The sequence below is a fragment of the Mesorhizobium sp. M8A.F.Ca.ET.057.01.1.1 genome (assembly GCF_003952565.1).
GTDB lineage: Bacteria > Pseudomonadota > Alphaproteobacteria > Rhizobiales > Rhizobiaceae > Mesorhizobium.
Genome location: NZ_CP034454.1, coordinates 865,661 through 881,348 on the forward strand (window position 1 = coordinate 865,661; position 15,688 = coordinate 881,348).

Annotated in this window: 14 protein-coding genes and 1 pseudogene; 10 read left to right on the plus strand and 5 right to left on the minus strand. The window is 65.7% G+C overall.

The window, feature by feature from the left end:
• Nucleotides 1–11: 11 nt before the first annotated feature.
• Nucleotides 12–653 carry a hypothetical protein gene (locus EJ077_RS03975; RefSeq protein WP_140616780.1) on the minus strand — a complete coding sequence of 214 codons (642 nt, stop codon included), beginning with the start codon at nt 651–653 and terminating at the stop codon, nt 12–14.
• Nucleotides 654–845: 192 nt separating this feature from the next.
• Here EJ077_RS03975 and EJ077_RS03980 point away from each other — a divergent pair, with 192 nt between their 5' ends.
• The 5 genes and pseudogenes from EJ077_RS03980 (at nt 846) to ptsP (ending at nt 5,554) form a co-directional block, all read left to right on the plus strand.
• On the plus strand, nt 846–1,283 hold the full coding sequence (locus EJ077_RS03980) for a transcriptional regulator GutM (protein WP_015315467.1): 438 nt from the start codon (nt 846–848) through the stop codon (nt 1,281–1,283).
• A gap of 53 nt (nt 1,284–1,336) precedes the next feature.
• Nucleotides 1,337–2,098 (plus strand): PTS glucitol/sorbitol transporter subunit IIC, encoded by a 762-nt coding sequence (locus EJ077_RS03985; protein WP_013892733.1) that lies wholly within the window; start codon nt 1,337–1,339, stop codon nt 2,096–2,098.
• A gap of 16 nt (nt 2,099–2,114) precedes the next feature.
• Nucleotides 2,115–3,119, plus strand: coding sequence for a PTS glucitol/sorbitol transporter subunit IIB (locus tag EJ077_RS03990; protein WP_208699803.1), 1,005 nt, complete (start codon nt 2,115–2,117; stop codon nt 3,117–3,119).
• 27 nt (nt 3,120–3,146) lie between these two features.
• Nucleotides 3,147–3,526, plus strand: a pseudogene (locus EJ077_RS03995) (PTS glucitol/sorbitol transporter subunit IIA).
• A gap of 57 nt (nt 3,527–3,583) precedes the next feature.
• Nucleotides 3,584–5,554: a phosphoenolpyruvate--protein phosphotransferase gene (ptsP, locus tag EJ077_RS04000; protein WP_208699805.1), complete on the plus strand. Its 1,971-nt coding sequence runs from the start codon at nt 3,584–3,586 to the stop codon at nt 5,552–5,554.
• A gap of 42 nt (nt 5,555–5,596) precedes the next feature.
• Here ptsP and EJ077_RS04005 read toward each other — a convergent pair whose 3' ends face one another.
• Nucleotides 5,597–6,397, minus strand: a complete 801-nt coding sequence (locus EJ077_RS04005) for a hypothetical protein (RefSeq protein WP_208699807.1) — start codon at nt 6,395–6,397, stop codon at nt 5,597–5,599.
• Between the two features lie 303 nt (nt 6,398–6,700).
• Between EJ077_RS04005 and EJ077_RS04010 the strand changes: the two genes are divergently transcribed.
• Nucleotides 6,701–7,606 (plus strand): sugar-binding transcriptional regulator, encoded by a 906-nt coding sequence (locus EJ077_RS04010; RefSeq protein ID WP_208699809.1) that lies wholly within the window; start codon nt 6,701–6,703, stop codon nt 7,604–7,606.
• Here the strand turns inward: EJ077_RS04010 and EJ077_RS04015 are convergent.
• From EJ077_RS04015 to EJ077_RS04025, 3 genes are read right to left on the minus strand one after another with little or no spacing between them, the layout of a single operon-like run.
• Nucleotides 7,593–8,444, minus strand: coding sequence for a TIGR01459 family HAD-type hydrolase (locus tag EJ077_RS04015; protein ID WP_208699811.1), 852 nt, complete (start codon nt 8,442–8,444; stop codon nt 7,593–7,595). The genes EJ077_RS04010 and EJ077_RS04015 overlap by 14 nt on opposite strands.
• Nucleotides 8,441–9,715 carry an FGGY-family carbohydrate kinase gene (locus tag EJ077_RS04020; RefSeq protein WP_208699813.1) on the minus strand — a complete coding sequence of 425 codons (1,275 nt, stop codon included), beginning with the start codon at nt 9,713–9,715 and terminating at the stop codon, nt 8,441–8,443. Before EJ077_RS04020 ends, EJ077_RS04015 begins: the two co-directional genes overlap by 4 nt.
• Before the next feature lie 15 nt (nt 9,716–9,730).
• Complete coding sequence (locus tag EJ077_RS04025) at nt 9,731–10,771, minus strand: class II aldolase/adducin family protein (RefSeq protein WP_208699815.1); 1,041 nt, start codon at nt 10,769–10,771, stop codon at nt 9,731–9,733.
• 181 nt (nt 10,772–10,952) lie between these two features.
• Between EJ077_RS04025 and EJ077_RS04030 the strand changes: the two genes are divergently transcribed.
• From EJ077_RS04030 to EJ077_RS04045, 4 genes are read left to right on the plus strand one after another with little or no spacing between them, the layout of a single operon-like run.
• Entirely contained in the window at nt 10,953–11,735 is a 783-nt protein-coding gene (locus EJ077_RS04030; RefSeq protein ID WP_208699817.1) for a DeoR/GlpR family DNA-binding transcription regulator, read from the plus strand.
• Entirely contained in the window at nt 11,732–13,111 is a 1,380-nt protein-coding gene (locus tag EJ077_RS04035) for an FGGY-family carbohydrate kinase (RefSeq protein ID WP_208699819.1), read from the plus strand. The genes EJ077_RS04030 and EJ077_RS04035 overlap by 4 nt, the downstream gene beginning before the upstream one ends.
• A complete protein-coding gene (locus EJ077_RS04040) occupies nt 13,108–14,652 on the plus strand; it encodes a sugar ABC transporter ATP-binding protein (protein WP_208699821.1) in 1,545 nt (514 codons plus the stop codon). The genes EJ077_RS04035 and EJ077_RS04040 overlap by 4 nt, the downstream gene beginning before the upstream one ends.
• Complete coding sequence (locus EJ077_RS04045; RefSeq protein WP_140754407.1) at nt 14,649–15,647, plus strand: ABC transporter permease subunit; 999 nt, start codon at nt 14,649–14,651, stop codon at nt 15,645–15,647. The genes EJ077_RS04040 and EJ077_RS04045 overlap by 4 nt, the downstream gene beginning before the upstream one ends.
• Nucleotides 15,648–15,688 lie beyond the last annotated feature (41 nt).

Consider the following 15,688-nt stretch of genomic DNA (forward strand, 5'->3'; position numbering starts at 1 on the left):
ACCGGCGATGCTCAAAGCTGGCGCAACACGTCGCTGGCGCGGGAGGACCCCAGTGCCCGTTGCATTGCCTGCCGCGACTGTGCGCGGTCGGGCGTGATCCAGTTGGGCTCGGCGCCGAGGAAGCGGTCGAGGAAAGCCACGGCGTAGGCCGGCATCTCGGTGACGTTCTCGCGATAGGACCACCAAGTGCGCAGGTCGTCGGCGCATTTGTCGATACTGGGCGCCGAGCCGAACTCCTGCTCGTAGATGGCCGAAATCACCGAGACGCAGTAGTTGGTGTAGAGAAAGCCTTCCGGCCAGAAGCGGATGATGTCCAGCGTGCCGGCATTCTGATCCGTTTCGATGAGCTGGGTAAGGCCGGAGATCTCCCTGGCCGGCGCCTGCTTTATCAGTTCGCGCAACACAAGGCCGGCGGCAAAGACGATGAAGTCGGCACGGTCGATCGCGGCAAAGCGCTTCTGCGCTTCCATGACCTCGACCCAGTCGAGAAAAGCCCGCGTCAGCTTCGCCTCGTCGATTTCGAAGCGTACGCCGAACGTGTCCGAGACCACCTTGGCGCTGCCACGGAAGGTGGCGCGGAACCAGCGCAACTGCCGCAGCCGGTGGCGCAGGTCGGGCATGAGGGCCAATTCGTCCCTGAAGGGCAGTTCCATTTCATGCATCCCGTTTGACGACAGGCTAGCACAGCCATGCCGCCGCCGAAATCGGCCGACGGCCCTGTGGATGACCGAGGTCGAGGTCAATATCATACATATTGACATTCGTGGAAACAAATGTTCTCACTTTGCTGTTGTCGCGTGCCGGTCCACGGTGCGCCTCGACTGAGGCTTCGGGAGGAGAACCGAATGGCGATTTGGCAGTGGGGACTGCTTCTGCTGGTTATTGTGTGGGCATTGCAGTCGCTCGGCGTCTGGCTGCAAATGCGGCACTATTCGGATGTCTTCAGGGGCGTCACCGACCAATACAAGGACGGCTTCGTCGGCGCCGGCAATTTTCGCGGCCGATTTGCCAAGGGAACCATCGCGCTGGTCGTGGTGACGCCTGACCTGATCGTGCGCCGCATGATGGTGATGAGCGGCCGGTCCGTGTTCACCAAATTCAAACGACATGAAGAATTCGAGGGTGTTCCCCTCGATCGACTCCGGTCCAACCCTGCGATCATGGGGGAGGGGGAACCCGGTGTGGCCGAGGCCGTGAAGCGGGCGATCGAACAGATCGACAAAGCACGGTCGGAGCCGGGGAAGAAGCCGGGCCTGGCCGGCTTGAACGTAGCAAGGGCATAGAGGAGGCCGTGCGCCGACTGGGATCACCCGGCGGGCCGGCATAAGGAGGAGAAATGTCTGTATTTTCGTTGTTGGCGCAGCATGCCGACATGGCCGTGCACAATCTGCATGTCGCAGGTGCCATGGTCTCGGATGCTGCTTTGCATGGCAAGCTCGCCGTCGAGCATGCCTCCGACCATCTCGTTGTCCTGGCGCAGGCCGACAGCGGGCCGATTACCGTCGATCAGTTCAAGGAAAAGTTGAAGGAGGTCCAGCAGGAAGAGCAGCTCGGCTGGCTGACCGCCATCGGCAAGTACTTCATCGGCATCTTCCAGAAAGGCGGCGAAGTGTTCGCCGGCTTCGTCACCGGCATCATCCCGACGCTTGTGGTGCTTATGACCGCCTTTTACGCCGTCACCGAACTGGTCGGCGAAGAGCGCGTGCATGGCCTGGCGCGCGGCGCCGGCAGGATCGCGCTGACGCGCTACACGTTGCTGCCGCTGCTGGCAGTGTTCTTCCTGACCAATCCGATGGCCTATACGTTCGGATCGTTCCTGGAAGAGAAGCACAAACCCGCCTTCTATGACGCGGCGGTCTCCTACGTACATCCGCCGCTCGGCCTGTTCCCGCACATCAACCCCGGCGAATATTTCGTCTGGGGCGGCATTCTGGTCGCGCTGCTCGAGCTGGAAAAGAAGGGCGCCGTCGTCGCCGGTTACCACGTCAAGGTGGCGATCTGGTACGCCATCGTCGGCCTGGTCGTCATCCTGCTCAAGGGCATGCTGACCGAGCGCATCACCGCCATCATGGCACGCCGCCAGGGCGTCGAGCTGTAAGGACGGGGAGGACATCATGGACAAGACATTCAAAGCCGTAAAGATCTCCCGGGGCAACACAGGCTGGGGCGGCCCGCTCGTCATCGAGCCGACCGCGCAGCGCGACAAGGTCGTCTCCGTTACCGGCGGCGGCATCCATCCCGTGGCGCAGCTTATCGCCGACATGACCGGCGCCACGGCCGTCGACGGCTTCAAGGCGCCGCCGATCGAAGGTGAGATGGCGGTCGTCGTCGTCGACTGCGGCGGCACCGCACGCTGCGGCGTCTATCCGCGCAAGCGCATCCCGACCGTCAATCTGACGCCGGTCGGACAGGCTGGGCCGCTCGCCCAGTTCATCACGGAAGATATCTACGTTTCGGGCGTGAAGCCGGCCAACGTCGCGATGGCGGACGGATCCGAAGCGGTCACCACTGCGGGGGGAGCAGCGTCGATGAGTTCAAACAACAACGCCTCAGCCGCTGCGCCACAGCCGCTGCCGAGCGAAGGCGGGCTTATCGGCCTGATCAGCTCGATCGGCCGCGTCATGGGCCGTGTGGTCGGCATCTTCTTCAATGCCGGCCGCCGCACCATCGACCAGGTGGTTCGCAACGTGCTGCCGTTCATGGCCTTCGTGACCATGCTCATCGGCTTGATCCTGTACACCGGCATCGGCGACGTGCTGGCGCAGCCGATGGGACCGCTGGCCAACAACATCGTCGGCCTGCTTATCATCTCGGCAATCTGCGGCCTGCCGTTCCTGTCGCCCATCCTGGGACCGGGCGCCGTCATCGCGCAGGTCATCGGCGTGGCCATCATCGGCCCGCAGATCGCCAACGGCACGATTTCGCCGGCAATGGCGCTGCCGGCGCTGTTTGCCTACAACACCCAAGTCGGCTGCGACTTCGTTCCGGTCGGCCTGGCGCTCGGCGAAGCCAAGCCGAAAACCATCGAAATCGGCGTGCCTGCGGTGCTCATCAGCCGCCAGATCATGGGTCCGGTCTCGGTGCTGATCGCCTGGGTCGTCTCTCTGATCGTGTTCTAAACACCTGAACTAACGAGGTTTCGCCATATGCCGGTTTTTCTCAAGACACGGGTCACGGCAATAGGACCCGAAGTGGCGGACCTTGCCGAAGGGGCGTGGTCATCCTGTTCGCGGATGGCTCGCCGCCGGAGCTTGCCGAAGTCTCGGTGCTCCACAAGACGGAGCTCGGACCCAGTGACGGCGCGCCAGAAAAGGGCGCGTCGATCACCCTTGGTCCGGTTGCCGCCGTCATAACCGCCGTCGGCTCCAGCGCCTGGAGCAAGGTCCTCGAGATGGGCCACGTCGTCATCTCGTTCAACGGCGCCACCGAGGCCGAAAGGCCGGGCGAGATCTGCGCATCGCAGGTCGACGCCCAAGCCCTCGTGGCCGCCCTGAAGACAGACGCGATCATCACCATCGCCGCCTGAAAGCACTCGCGCCCCGCCCAGTCTGGCTTTGGCGCCTAAAAAAGCAGAGTATTTGCCATGGAACGCTCGACCATCGTCAGAGTGCATGAAGGTTTGCACGCCCGCCCCGCCACACGCTTCGTGAAGCTCGCGAAGGGTTTCGAATCCGATGTCGAACTTGTCAAGGACGGCAAGGCGGTCAGCGCCAAGAACTCGGTCAAGCTGATGCTGCTGGCGGTCAAGGAAAACCAGGAAGTCACCGTGCGAGCGAACGGCGCCGATGCCATCGAGGCGATCGAGGCGCTGATCGGCTATCTCGAGAACCCCAAGGCGGGTCTCGACGACGAAGACACCCACGCCCCGGCGAATGACGCAGGCAAGGAAGCGGCGCCCGCGCCCCCGCCAGCGGTATCAGGCGAGGCTATTGGTTTGCACGGTGTCGCCGCAAGCGAGGGCGTCGCCATCGGACCCGCCTTCGCGCATTTCCCGCCTGATATCGCGGGACAGGGCCGCATGCTGCAGGCAGAAGAAATCGTCGGCGAAATCGACAGGTTCCGCTCCGCTGTCGCCGCCGTCCAGGCGCGCATGGACCGGGCGCTGGCGCAGGATAGTCTGTCGCCCGGTGACCGGGGCATCGTTGCGGCGCTCAGGGATATCGCCGCCGACGACAGCCTGACCGGCGAGGCCGAGAAGGCGATCAAGGGCGGCAATGACGCGGTGTCGGCCACGATCACCGCCGCTTCCACCATCGCGGCCGATTTCAGCGCCGTCGACGATCATTACCTCAATGCGCGGGCCGACGATGTCCATGCGGTCGGACGGCAGATCTGTCTGGTGCTGCTGGGCCAAGACGACGTCAGCCTCGAAAAAATCCCGCAGGGTGCGATCCTGATCGCCGATGACATCGGCGCCTGGGATCTGGCGCGCGCGCCGCTGAAACGCATCGGCGGCGTGGTGTGCGGCCATGGCGGCGCCACCTCGCACATCGCCATCATCGCCCGCTCGCATGGCATCCCGGCGGTGCTGGGCCTCGGCGACAAGATCAATGCCTTGCGCACGGCGCAAGAGGTGGCGCTCGACGGCAACAGCGGGCAGGTGATCATCGACCCCGACGCGGCGACGCGCGCCGATTTCGCCGGCCGCGTTGAAGCGGCGGCGGAGGAGCGTGCCGGCCTGACCGCCTTCAAGACGGTGACGCCGAAGCTGGCGGACGGCCGGACTATTGAGGTCGCGGCCAATATCGGCTCGCTGGAGGAGATCGAGGCTGCGCAGGAAGCCGGCGCCATGGGTGTCGGCCTGTTCCGGACCGAGCTTCTGTTCATGCGCCATATGCACCTGCCGTCGGAAGACATGCAGGCCGAGACCTATGCGGCGCTGGCCAAAGCCTTCGCACCCTATCCGGTCATCGTGCGCACGCTCGACATCGGCGGCGACAAGCCGATCGCCGGCATCGAGTTTCCCGACGAGGAAAATCCCTTCCTCGGCTGGCGCGGCATCCGCATGTGCCTCGACCGGCCCGATATCTTCAAGCGTCAGCTGAGGGCGCTGCTGAGGGCGGCCGTACACGGCAACATCAAGGTGATGCTGCCGATGGTGTCGGATATTTCCGAAGTCACGCGCACCCGTGCATTGGTCGACGAATGCGCCGCCGAACTCAAGGCCGAAAGCGTGCCGCACGCCACGTTCGATCTCGGCGTGATGATCGAAACCCCGGCCGCCGTGCTGATCGCAGCGGCACTGGCCAAGGAGGTGGCTTTCTTCTCGATCGGCACCAATGACCTAACCCAGTACATCATGGCCGCCGACAGGCTCAACCCGACCGTTGCGAAGCTCAACGACGTCACCAATCCGGCCGTGATGTCGGCGATCGAACTGACGGCCAGGGCCGGGGTCGCCGCCGGGATCATGGTGGGCATGTGCGGGGAGGCGGCAGGGCGGCCGGATCTCATTCCGGCCTTCCTGGAGATGGGTCTGACCGAGCTGTCGATGAGCCCGGCCTCGATCCAGCGCGCCAAGAAGACGATCACGGCCATCGCGGCCGGGGAGTAGTTCCGCGGCCCGCTCTGTTTCCTTGAATTGCGCTGGGAGGCCTTACGGCAAGTGCGCAAGCAAGGTGGCGAAGACAGGGGTCAATTCATCGACCGGGCTCGCCTTGGCGTACGCCTGGACAATGCGCTCATGACGTATATCGGCGGCCAGGATCGCTATCTCCAGCATGTCGGGCTCTGGCGCGCCGTCGCGGCCGGTTGTCGCCAGGCCGCAAGCCAGGACGACCGGCGCCAGGCAGCTTATATCAAGCGCCCTGCCGCCAGCAGCATTCGTTTCAGGCGCGGCTTCGCCAAAGCGGATCGGGCGCTGGTCGAGCAACTCGATCAAAAGCGCCGCGCAGGTGGCCGCGATTGCCTGCAGTCCAGCACCGGGCGCGGCCAGCGCGGCCAACAGTTCGCCATGGCGCTTGCGCATGGCGGCGTGAGCGGCGGCAAACCCGGCTTCATGGATGCGGGCATGGTCGATCTTCAGCCCGGCAAGCACCGCCTTGGTCAGATAGTACATGTCACGCCGGAACAGGCGCTCGGCGTTCAATTGCTGGTCTTCTTCCCCGGCCGGAAAATAGGTGCCGAGGCCTTTGACGCTCGTTCCATCGACCCTTATCGGGCGTTCATGGGGGACAAAGGATTCGGCGATCGACAGCGCTTCGTCGACGGCACTCGCGGCGTGGCTGAGCAGGCCCTCGATGCCTTTGCCCGGAAACGGCGGCAGATGGCTGGTGGCTTCGCGCAGGGCGCTGGCGTCGCCGCTGCCGTCATGACGGCTCTGGCGGATGATGTCGCGGACTTCCCGCAGCCGGTCCTTGAGGTTGACGCGGACATCTTCGGAGATTTGTCGGAGCATCGCGGTTTGCCTCGAAAGTGCCGTGCGGGGCCAGCTGCAGTGGGGCGGCCACCGACTCTACATTGTTCCTATCGATTGGTAGATCAATAGGCGATACTAGACCAGCACGCAGAATCGGCGACGGCGCGCGTCCGCCGCCGCGGGGGAGGGATGATTTGGCCAGGGGACGACAAACCGATGAAAGGGGGCCGATGAAAGGGGGCCGAGAAAAGGCGGGCCAACGAAAGACGGGAAGGAGCCGAAGCGACCGAGCCGGTCGTCAGCGAGAGCCGGACGGACCGCCTCAGGATCCGCGCCGCCTGGATGTATTTCGTCGAGCAGATGACGCAGAACGAGATCGCCGATGTGCTTGGCGTCGGCCGCGTCACGATCGTGCGCATGCTGGCCGAGGCGCGGTCGCGCAACGAGGTCAAGATCACCATCGAGAGCGAGCTTCTGGAGATCGTGCGGCTGGAGCGCGCGCTCGAAAGGACCTTCGGACTGCAGCAGGCGCTGGTGGCGCCGTTGACCGCGGCCAATGCCGATCCGATCCCGGCGATCGCCGCCAAGACCGGCATGTTTCTGTCCGACGCGATGAAATCCGGCATGCAGGTCGGCGTCGGCTGGGGCAATACGCTGTTCCACACCTTGCCGTTCATCAGCGCCAAATCGCTGACCGATTTCAAGGTGATTTCGCTGCTTGGCGGCGTCGGCGTCGCGCGCCGCGTCAACCCGGCCGAGTTCGCCTGGCGCTTCGCCCAGATTTTCCAGGGCGATGGCTATCTGATGCCGACGCCGGCCGTCGTCGACAGCGTCGAGACCAAGATCGCGCTGGTCGAACGCTGCGGCCTGCAGGAGGTTTTTGAGATGGCCGACGCGCTCGATGCCGTTCTGCTGAGTGTGGGCGGCATCGCTTCGGCCACAACCTTCTCGCGCGGCGGCTTCCTCAGGGAAACGGACCGCGAGGCGCTGCTGGCGCGCGGAGCCGTCGGCGACCTTCTGTTCCATTTCTACGACCGCAATGGCGATCTGGTCGACCATCCCGTCAACAACCATGTGATGTCGGTGGATGTCGACCGGCTGCGCAAGGCGCCGATCCGCATTCTGACCTCCGGCGGCGCGGAAAAGACCGACGCGCTGCTCGGCGCGATGAACCTGATTGCGCCGACAATCCTGATCACCGACGAGGAGAGCGCAAGGCGCATGCTGGAAGCGGTCAGCGAAAGCTGAACGATCCCGTGATGTAGTCCGGCCAGGCCTTGTGTTCGTCGAAAACAGCGGCGAGGTCAGCCGTGCCGGCCAATATCCCACCCAGCACCAGTGTCGTGGCGATGCCGACACCATTGCCGCCTGCAATATCGTGTTCGACGCTGTCGCCGACGCAGACCACGCTGCCGCGCTCCGGTTCGCCGGCCAGTGCAAGTGCGGCATCGAAGATCGCCGGAAAGGGCTTGCCGATGCGGGTGACGCTGCCGCCCAGGTTCTCATAGAGATCGGCGATCTCGCCGGCGCCGAAGCGGGGCCCGACCGCCGTCAGCATGATCCTGTCGGGATTGGTGCAGAAGCACGGCACTTGCCGCGCCGCTGCCGGGGCCAGCAGCCGGCGATAATGGTCGAGGTCGTGGCGGTCGCCCTCGCTGGCCGAGATCAGCACCAGCTCGGCGTCCTCGCCGGCTCCGGTCAATGCGAAGGGCAGGCCGTCGATCGCGCTGCGGTCGTCGTCGCGGCTGATCAACAGGCATTTCGTGCCGGACCGCAACACTCCTGCCGCCGCCATGTCATGGAAACGTCGCCACGCCACCTCGCCGGAAGACACGAAATGGTCCCAGCTGCCGGCCTCGAAGCCGAGCTTCAGCAGGCGATCCTCGTTGGGTTTGGCGCGCTTGCCGGAATTGGAAATCAACACCACCGTCTTGCCCGCGCGCTTCAGCGTGGACAGTGCCGCCACCGCGCCGGGATAGGGGGCCTGGCCGTCATGCAGCACGCCGAACTGATCGAGCAGGAAGACCTGGAAGCGTTGCGCCAGCCTCCCGATGCCGTCGAGACGTTCGACCTTTTTCATATTCATAGAAGCTCTGCCTGGCTTGCGCCTTTCAGCGCCAGCCGGGCCGTACCGGCGGCGGCCTCGTCCGACAATGCCGGGAGGAACGCGACGCCGACCTTGCGCTGCCGGATCGCGCTCCACACCGGGTTGGCGGCGCCGCCGCCGACGCTCCTGACCGAGGTCAGGGCCGGCGCGCCGAGTTCGGCCAGCCTGCGGTAGCCGAGCGCCTCGATGGCCGCCATGCCCTCGAACATCGCCTTGAGGTAATCGGCGTCGTCGGCAGGCCGCGGGGTGAGACGCGGCGGCAAGGCCGGATCGGCAATGGGGAAGCGCTCGCCGGCGGTGCCAAGCGGATAATAGTCGAGGCCGGTCTCGGTCGTGGGGTCTATCATCGCGCTGAGTTCGATGATCCGCGCGAGAGGAAAATGCTGCGCCAGCACCTTGCCGCCGGAATTCGACGCGCCACCCGCCAGCCAGGTGTCGCCAAGACGATGGCTGTAGATGCCAAAGCGCGGCGCCGAGATCGGCCGGTCGGACAGGATCTTGATGGTCAGCGAGGACCCCAGCGCCGTGACACCGTCGCCGGCAGTCTTGGCGCCCGTCGCCAGGAACGAGGCGCAGCCGTCCGTGGTGCCGGCAACCACGACAACATCGCGCGGCAGGCCGAAAAGCGCGGCGGCGGCTGTGGTAAGGGTGCCGGTGACGTCGCCCGGTTCGACGACATCAGGCAGCAAATCCATGCGCATGCCGGCGGCCGCGATCCAATCTGGCCAGCGGCGCTCCTCGACGTCGTAGCCGGTCTTGAGCGCATTGTTCTCGTCGCTGACGTCGAAGCGCCCGGACAAGTTGCCGGCGATCCAGTCGGCCTGGTGCAGCACGGCCGCTATGCCGGGCAGATGCTGGTACCGGAGCGCCTTGGCCAGACCGGAAGTTGCGCCGTGGGCGGCGCTCGCTTCCGGCGCCGCGCGGGCGATCGCGGCCAGGATGTCGCCGTCATCGACCTTGTCGTTGTACATCAGCGGCTCGGCCAGAGGCCGCCCGTCAGCGTCGACCGGCAGCAGGGTGCCCGACGTACCGTCGATGGCGATGGCCCGGATCGCGGCGCGGTCGACGCCCGAAAGCAGTTCCGCCAGCGCTGCCTGGACCGCCTGCCACCATGCCGAGGGGTCGCGGGGGTTCTGGCCGAATTTTTCGAGCCGGACAGCGGACTGGCCGGCAATGGAAAAATCCTGACGCATGGCGATGGCGCGGGCGCCGGAGGTGCCGATGTCGATGCCGACGACAAGTGGCGTCATGTCGTCCGTCCCTCGCTAGGCCGTGCCGGCCGCATTGAGCTTCTGGCGATACTGCTCGGCGTCCCAGTTGACCAGTTCGTCATTCTCGGCGGCGGTGAGATAGTTCAGCCGCGCCTTGCTGTCGACGCGCGCGGTCACGTCGGCAAGGCAACGCTGCATGGCGTCGGCACCGGCGCTGGCGTCGCCGCGCATCAGCACGCCGGCGCCGGGAAACAGGATCGCCACCGGTGCCGCGCCGAGCCGCGCGGTGACGCCAGCCACGTTCTCGCCGGGCCTCGCAACGACCGAGCCCTGGCCGAGGAAGATGACATGGTCCGGATAAAGGCTGCCGCCCTCGGCCATATCTAGGCTTTCCGGATCGAGCGCGACCGCATGCGCTTCGACATCCGCCGGCAATCGGTAGTCGCCGGCAAGCGCCGTCAAGGCGGCGATATCAGGCGGGGCGGTCGCGCGCGCCGGCCGCGCCAGCAGCGACCGGACGCGGTGCAGCAAAGCCTCCGCCTCGGCGACGGTTTCGGCAGCAACCACCAGCCCATGATTGCCAAGGATCAGCACGTCGACCCCGGGCCGCAATTTCGCGGCAATGCCGCGGGCGAGCGGCAGACCCGGCCGGAAGTAGGGTACCCAAGCCCATTCGATGCCGCCCAGTAGCCTGGCGACCTCGGTCTCGCCATCGGCTTGCACGGCAAGCGAAATCGTGTCGACGCAATGGACATGCAGAACCACGCGTTGCGGCATCAAGGCATGCACCGTGGTCTCGATCGACGGGCGCAGGCCACGCGGATTGAGGTTTTCGATGGCGAAGCCCTGGGGCTTGTCGGCGGCTGGATCAAGCTGTTCGACGGCCTCGAGCAGCGGTGCCATCGCCACCGGCACCATGATGTCGTCGCTGAGCGCATCCTTCAGCCAGGTGCCCGAGGCCTTGATCCACAGCGTGTCACCGGCCTTCAGCGAGGTGTTGCCGCCCGCCGCCTGCGTCATGTGCGGGTTCAGCCCAATGCTGGCCGAAAGCGCCCGCAAGGCGGCCAGTTCCTGTGCATCAGCTTGGGTTGCCACGGCGCCTTTCCTCCAACGTTTGCACGCAATCCCGTCGCCGGGCCGCTGTTGGCGCTGATATCGCAGATATGAGCGATCTGCGTCAATAGTGATCTACTATCATCAAAACCGGCTTGCAATCCGGCTAATGTTGATTAAGTTGCACCAATTGCCGTGGGAGATGGCGTCAGGGAGGAAAGGGTTGAGCGACTTCGGCCGCCAGCGTCAGATCGTCGAACTGCTGCGGGACCGCCCGTTCGCCTCCGTGCGCGAGCTGCAGGAGCGGCTCGGGGTCTCGGCAGCGACGGTGCGGCGCGACATCGACCGGATCGACGAGGCCGGTGAAGCCCGCAAGGTCTATGGCGGCATTTCTGCACTCGACGGGGCTTCGCATGCGGGCGTCGCCTATGCCCGGCCCTATGACGAGAACCGTGACCTTGCCGTCGAGGCCAAGCGGCAGATCGCAGCCGTCGCCGCGACCATGGTGCGCGATGGCGATGCCGTCATCGTCCATGGCGGCTCGACCTGCTTTCATCTCGGCGTCAAGCTCGCCGACCGCAACATCCGGCTCTACACCAATTCGATGCCGCTCGCGGCCTATCTCAGCGACCATGGCCATTGCAGCTTGACCGTCGCCGGCGGCGACCTGCACCGCGAGCCCGGCATCATCCATTCGCCGACCCAGGCGACGCCCTTCTATGCCTCGAAATTCTTTCTCGGCACGCAAGGCCTCAACCAGGAAGGGCTGCTGGAATCGCATCCCTTGCTGGTCCGCTCCATCGTCGATCTCAGCCTCTGCGCCGATCAGATCGTGGTGCTGGCCGACAGCCGCAAACTGTCGATCCACGCGCGCAATGTCGCGCTGCCGCTGTCGCGCATCGGCACACTGGTGACCGATGACGGCCTCTCCGATGCCGATGCGCGCATGCTGGAGGACGCCGGCGTCATGGTGCGGATCGCTTCGACCTCGGGAGCCCTCGCGTGAATGTGGCGGTGCTCGACTTCGGCAAGACCAATTCGAAGCTGTTCGTCTTCGGCCAGGACGGACGCATCCTCGACGAGCGCCGGACGCAGCCGAAATGGACGCGACAAGGCGCCTTCGGTGTGCTCGACGAGGCCGCCCTCCATGACTGGGCGTTCGGCGCCGTTACCGACGCGGTCGAAAATCATGGTGTGGAAGGGGCGATGGTGTCGGGCCATGGTTGCACCTTCGCCCTTGTCGACGGCAAGGCGCTGACCCATCCGATCCTCGACTACGAGCAGGAGCCGCCGGCCGAAATCGCGGTGCGGATCGACCGCCGCATCCCGGATTTCGCCGAAACCTTTTCTCCTCGCCTGCCGCTCGGCTTCAACTATGGCCGTCATATGCTGTGGTTGCAGCAGGTCGATCCCTATGCGTTTTCGAACGCGACATCGATTCTGGGCTATCCCCAGTACTGGAGCTGGCGCCTCGGCGGCAGGCCGGTCTCGGAAGTTTCCTATCTCGGCTGCCATTCGCATTTATGGGCGCCGCGCAAACGTGATTTCTCCTCGCTGGTCGACGCCGAGTGCTGGCGCGGCCAGATGCCGGCTTTCGAACGTGCCGGCGCCGTCATCGGCGAGCGGCGCTTCGGCAATACCGAGCGGTCGATCGCCATCCACAACGGCGTCCACGACTCCAATGCGGCGCTATACGCCTATCGCCGGCAAGGGCTTGGCCCGCTGACCGTCGTGTCGACCGGCACCTGGGTCGTCGTGCTCAATCCAGACTGTCCGCTCGAAGCGCTCGACCGCGAGCGCGACATGCTGGTCAATGTCGATGTCGACGGCGGTCCGGTGCCGACAATACGCTTCATGGGCGGGCGCGAATTCGCCGTCATCAGCGGCGGCTGGCAAGGCGCGATCCCGCTAGGCTCGATACAGCAGGCGCTCGACGCCGGTCTCATGGCACTGCCGAGTTTCGCGCCGGGTGGACCGATATCGGACCGTAGCGGCGAAATCGTCGGCGGTACGCCCAGCGCCGTGCAACGCGCGGCGGTGGCGCTGCTTTACGTGGCGCTGATGGTCGACCTCTGCCTCGATCTAATCCATTCCGATAACACGGTGATCGTCGATGGCGGGCTGAACACTGGCGGCCTGCTTGCCGGGATCATTGCACAATTGCGTCCCGGCCAGGCCTTCCTGCAGGGCGCCTCGCTGGAAGGCAGTGCCACGGGGGCGGCGGCGCTCGCCTTCGAGGGCGTTGGGCGCGAATTTGCCGCCGAGGCGCCAGAGCCGGCGCATGCGACACAATTCGGCGGCCTTGCCGGCTATCGCGATGCCTGGCGCGACCGCGTTGCCGGGCACGGTGCCGCCGCCAAGGCAGCGGGTGGTGCGCGATGAGCGCGGCAGTCCAACCACAGGCGACGCGCCAGCCGGTGCTGGAGATGCGCCACATCTCGAAGACCTTCGGCGCGATCCGCGCCCTGCAGGACGTGTCGCTCGGCGTCCACGCCGGCGAATTGCACGCGCTGATGGGCGAGAACGGCGCCGGCAAGTCGACGCTGATGAAGGTGTTGTCGGGCGCCTATCGGCCGGATCCAGGCGGCGAGATCCTGATCGATGGCGCACCCGCCGCGACCGGCGATCCGATCAAGGCACGCGCGGCCGGCATCGCGGTGATCTACCAGGAGCTGTCGCTGGCGCCGAACCTGACGGTGGCGCAGAACATCTTCCTCGGCAACGAGCCGCGGCGCTTCGGCGTCGTCGACCGGGACCAGTGCAACCGGCGCGCCGCCGAGATCGTCGATCGGCTCGGCGTCTCCTTCTCGGCGCGTGCCCTGGTTTCCAGCCTGTCGCTCGGCGAGCGCCAGCTGGTCGAGATCGCCCGGGCGCTGTCGACGAATGCGCGCATCATCGTCATGGACGAGCCGACCACGTCGCTGACCTCGCGCGAGACCGACCGGCTGTTCGAGGTGATCGCGACGCTGAAGGCGCAAGGCATCGCCATCATCTACATCAGCCATCGCATGGAAGAGGTCTACCAACTCGCCGACCGCGTCAGCGTGCTGCGCGACAGCGGCTATGTCGGTACGCTGGAGCGCGCCGACCTCAACGCCTCGCGGCTGGTGTCGATGATGGTCGGCCGCGATCTCTCCGCCTTCTACAAGAAGGATCATCGCCCGCCGGACGAGAAACGTGCCGTGGCGCTCTCGGTGCGCGGCATGTCCGACGTGCACTTGCTGAAGGACTGTTCGTTCGACCTCCACCACGGCGAGGTGCTGGCGCTGGCCGGCCTCGTCGGCTCGGGCCGCACGGAGCTTGCCAGGCTGATCTTCGGCGCCGACAAGCGCAGCGCCGGCACGATGGAACTCGACGGCAAGGCCGTGACCATCGCCTCGCCGCGCGAGGCGCTCGATGCCGGCATCGCCTACCTCACCGAGGATCGCAAGGAACTCGGCCTGTTCCTCGACATGTCGATTTCGGACAACATCAGCATGGGCGTGCTGGCCAGGGACGCGCGAGCCGGCGGATTTCGCGATTTTACCGCCGCCGACAGGAGAGCGGCGAAGGCCATTGCGGACCTCTCCATCCGCACCGGCTCGGCGCAGGCCAATGCCGGTTCGCTGTCGGGCGGCAACCAGCAGAAGGTGCTGCTCGCGCGCCTGCTGGAGACCGAGCCGAAGGTCGTCATCCTCGACGAGCCGACCCGCGGGGTCGATGTCGGCGCCAAGTCGGAAATCTACCGGCTGATCGACAACCTCGCCAACAAGGGCATCGCCATCCTGATGATCTCCAGCGAATTGCCGGAGGTGATCGGCGTCGCCGACCGCGTGCTGGTGATGCGCGATGGCGCGATCGCTGGCGAGGTGACGGCATCCGAAGGCGAGCCGCTTCGTCAGGAAGCGATCATGGAACTTGCGACGGGAGCGTCTCAGCGATGACAGACAGGACGACCGGGACGAAGAGTGTGGATCAGGCGGCGGTGAGGAGCCGGCGGCTGCGCACCGCGCTTGCGGCCCTTGGCATGCTGCCGGTGCTGGTGCTGCTGGCCGCCGGCTTCCAGTTCATCAATCCGCGCTTTCTGACCGGCACCAACCTGCTGATCGTCACCCAGCAATCGTCGATCAACATCGTGCTCGCCGCCGGCATGACCTTCGTCATCCTGACCGGCGGCATCGACCTGTCGGTCGGCTCCATCCTTGCCGCCTCGGCGATGGTGGCGGTGCTGGTGTCGCTGGTGCCGGACTGGGGCCTGCTCGGCGTGCCGGCGGCAATCCTGGTCGGCCTTGGCTTCGGGCTCATCAACGGGTTGCTGGTGGCCTATATCAGGCTACCGCCGTTCATCGTGACGCTCGGTTCGCTGACGGCCGTGCGCGGCGTTGCCCGCCTGCTCGGGCAGGACACGACGGTCTTCAACTCCGACCTGCCGTTCGACTTCATCGGCAACGGTTCGGTACTCGGCATTCCCTGGCTGGTCGTCATCGCGCTGTCGGTGGTGGTCCTGTCCTGGCTGGTGCTCAAACGCACCGTGCTCGGCACCTGGATCTACGCCGTCGGCGGCAACGCCGAGGCTGCGCGGCTAACTGGCATCAAGGTGCCGCTGGTGCTGCTTTTCGTCTATGGCGTTTCGGGGCTGCTCGCCGGCCTTGGCGGCGCCATGTCGGCGGCCCGGCTCTACGCCGCAAACGGCTTGCAGCTCGGACAAAGCTATGAACTCGACGCCATCGCCGCCGTCATCCTCGGCGGCACCAGTTTCGTCGGCGGCGTCGGCTCGATCTGGGGCACGCTGATCGGCGGCCTGATCATCGCGGTGCTCTCCAACGGGCTCATCTTGGCCGGCGTCTCGGACATCTGGCAGTACATCATCAAGGGATTGGTCATCATCGTGGCGGTCGCCCTCGACCGCTACCGGCTCCAGGCAGGGGCAAGAACGTGAGTGACCTGGTCGCCGGCATCAACGACCGGCTTGTGCAACGC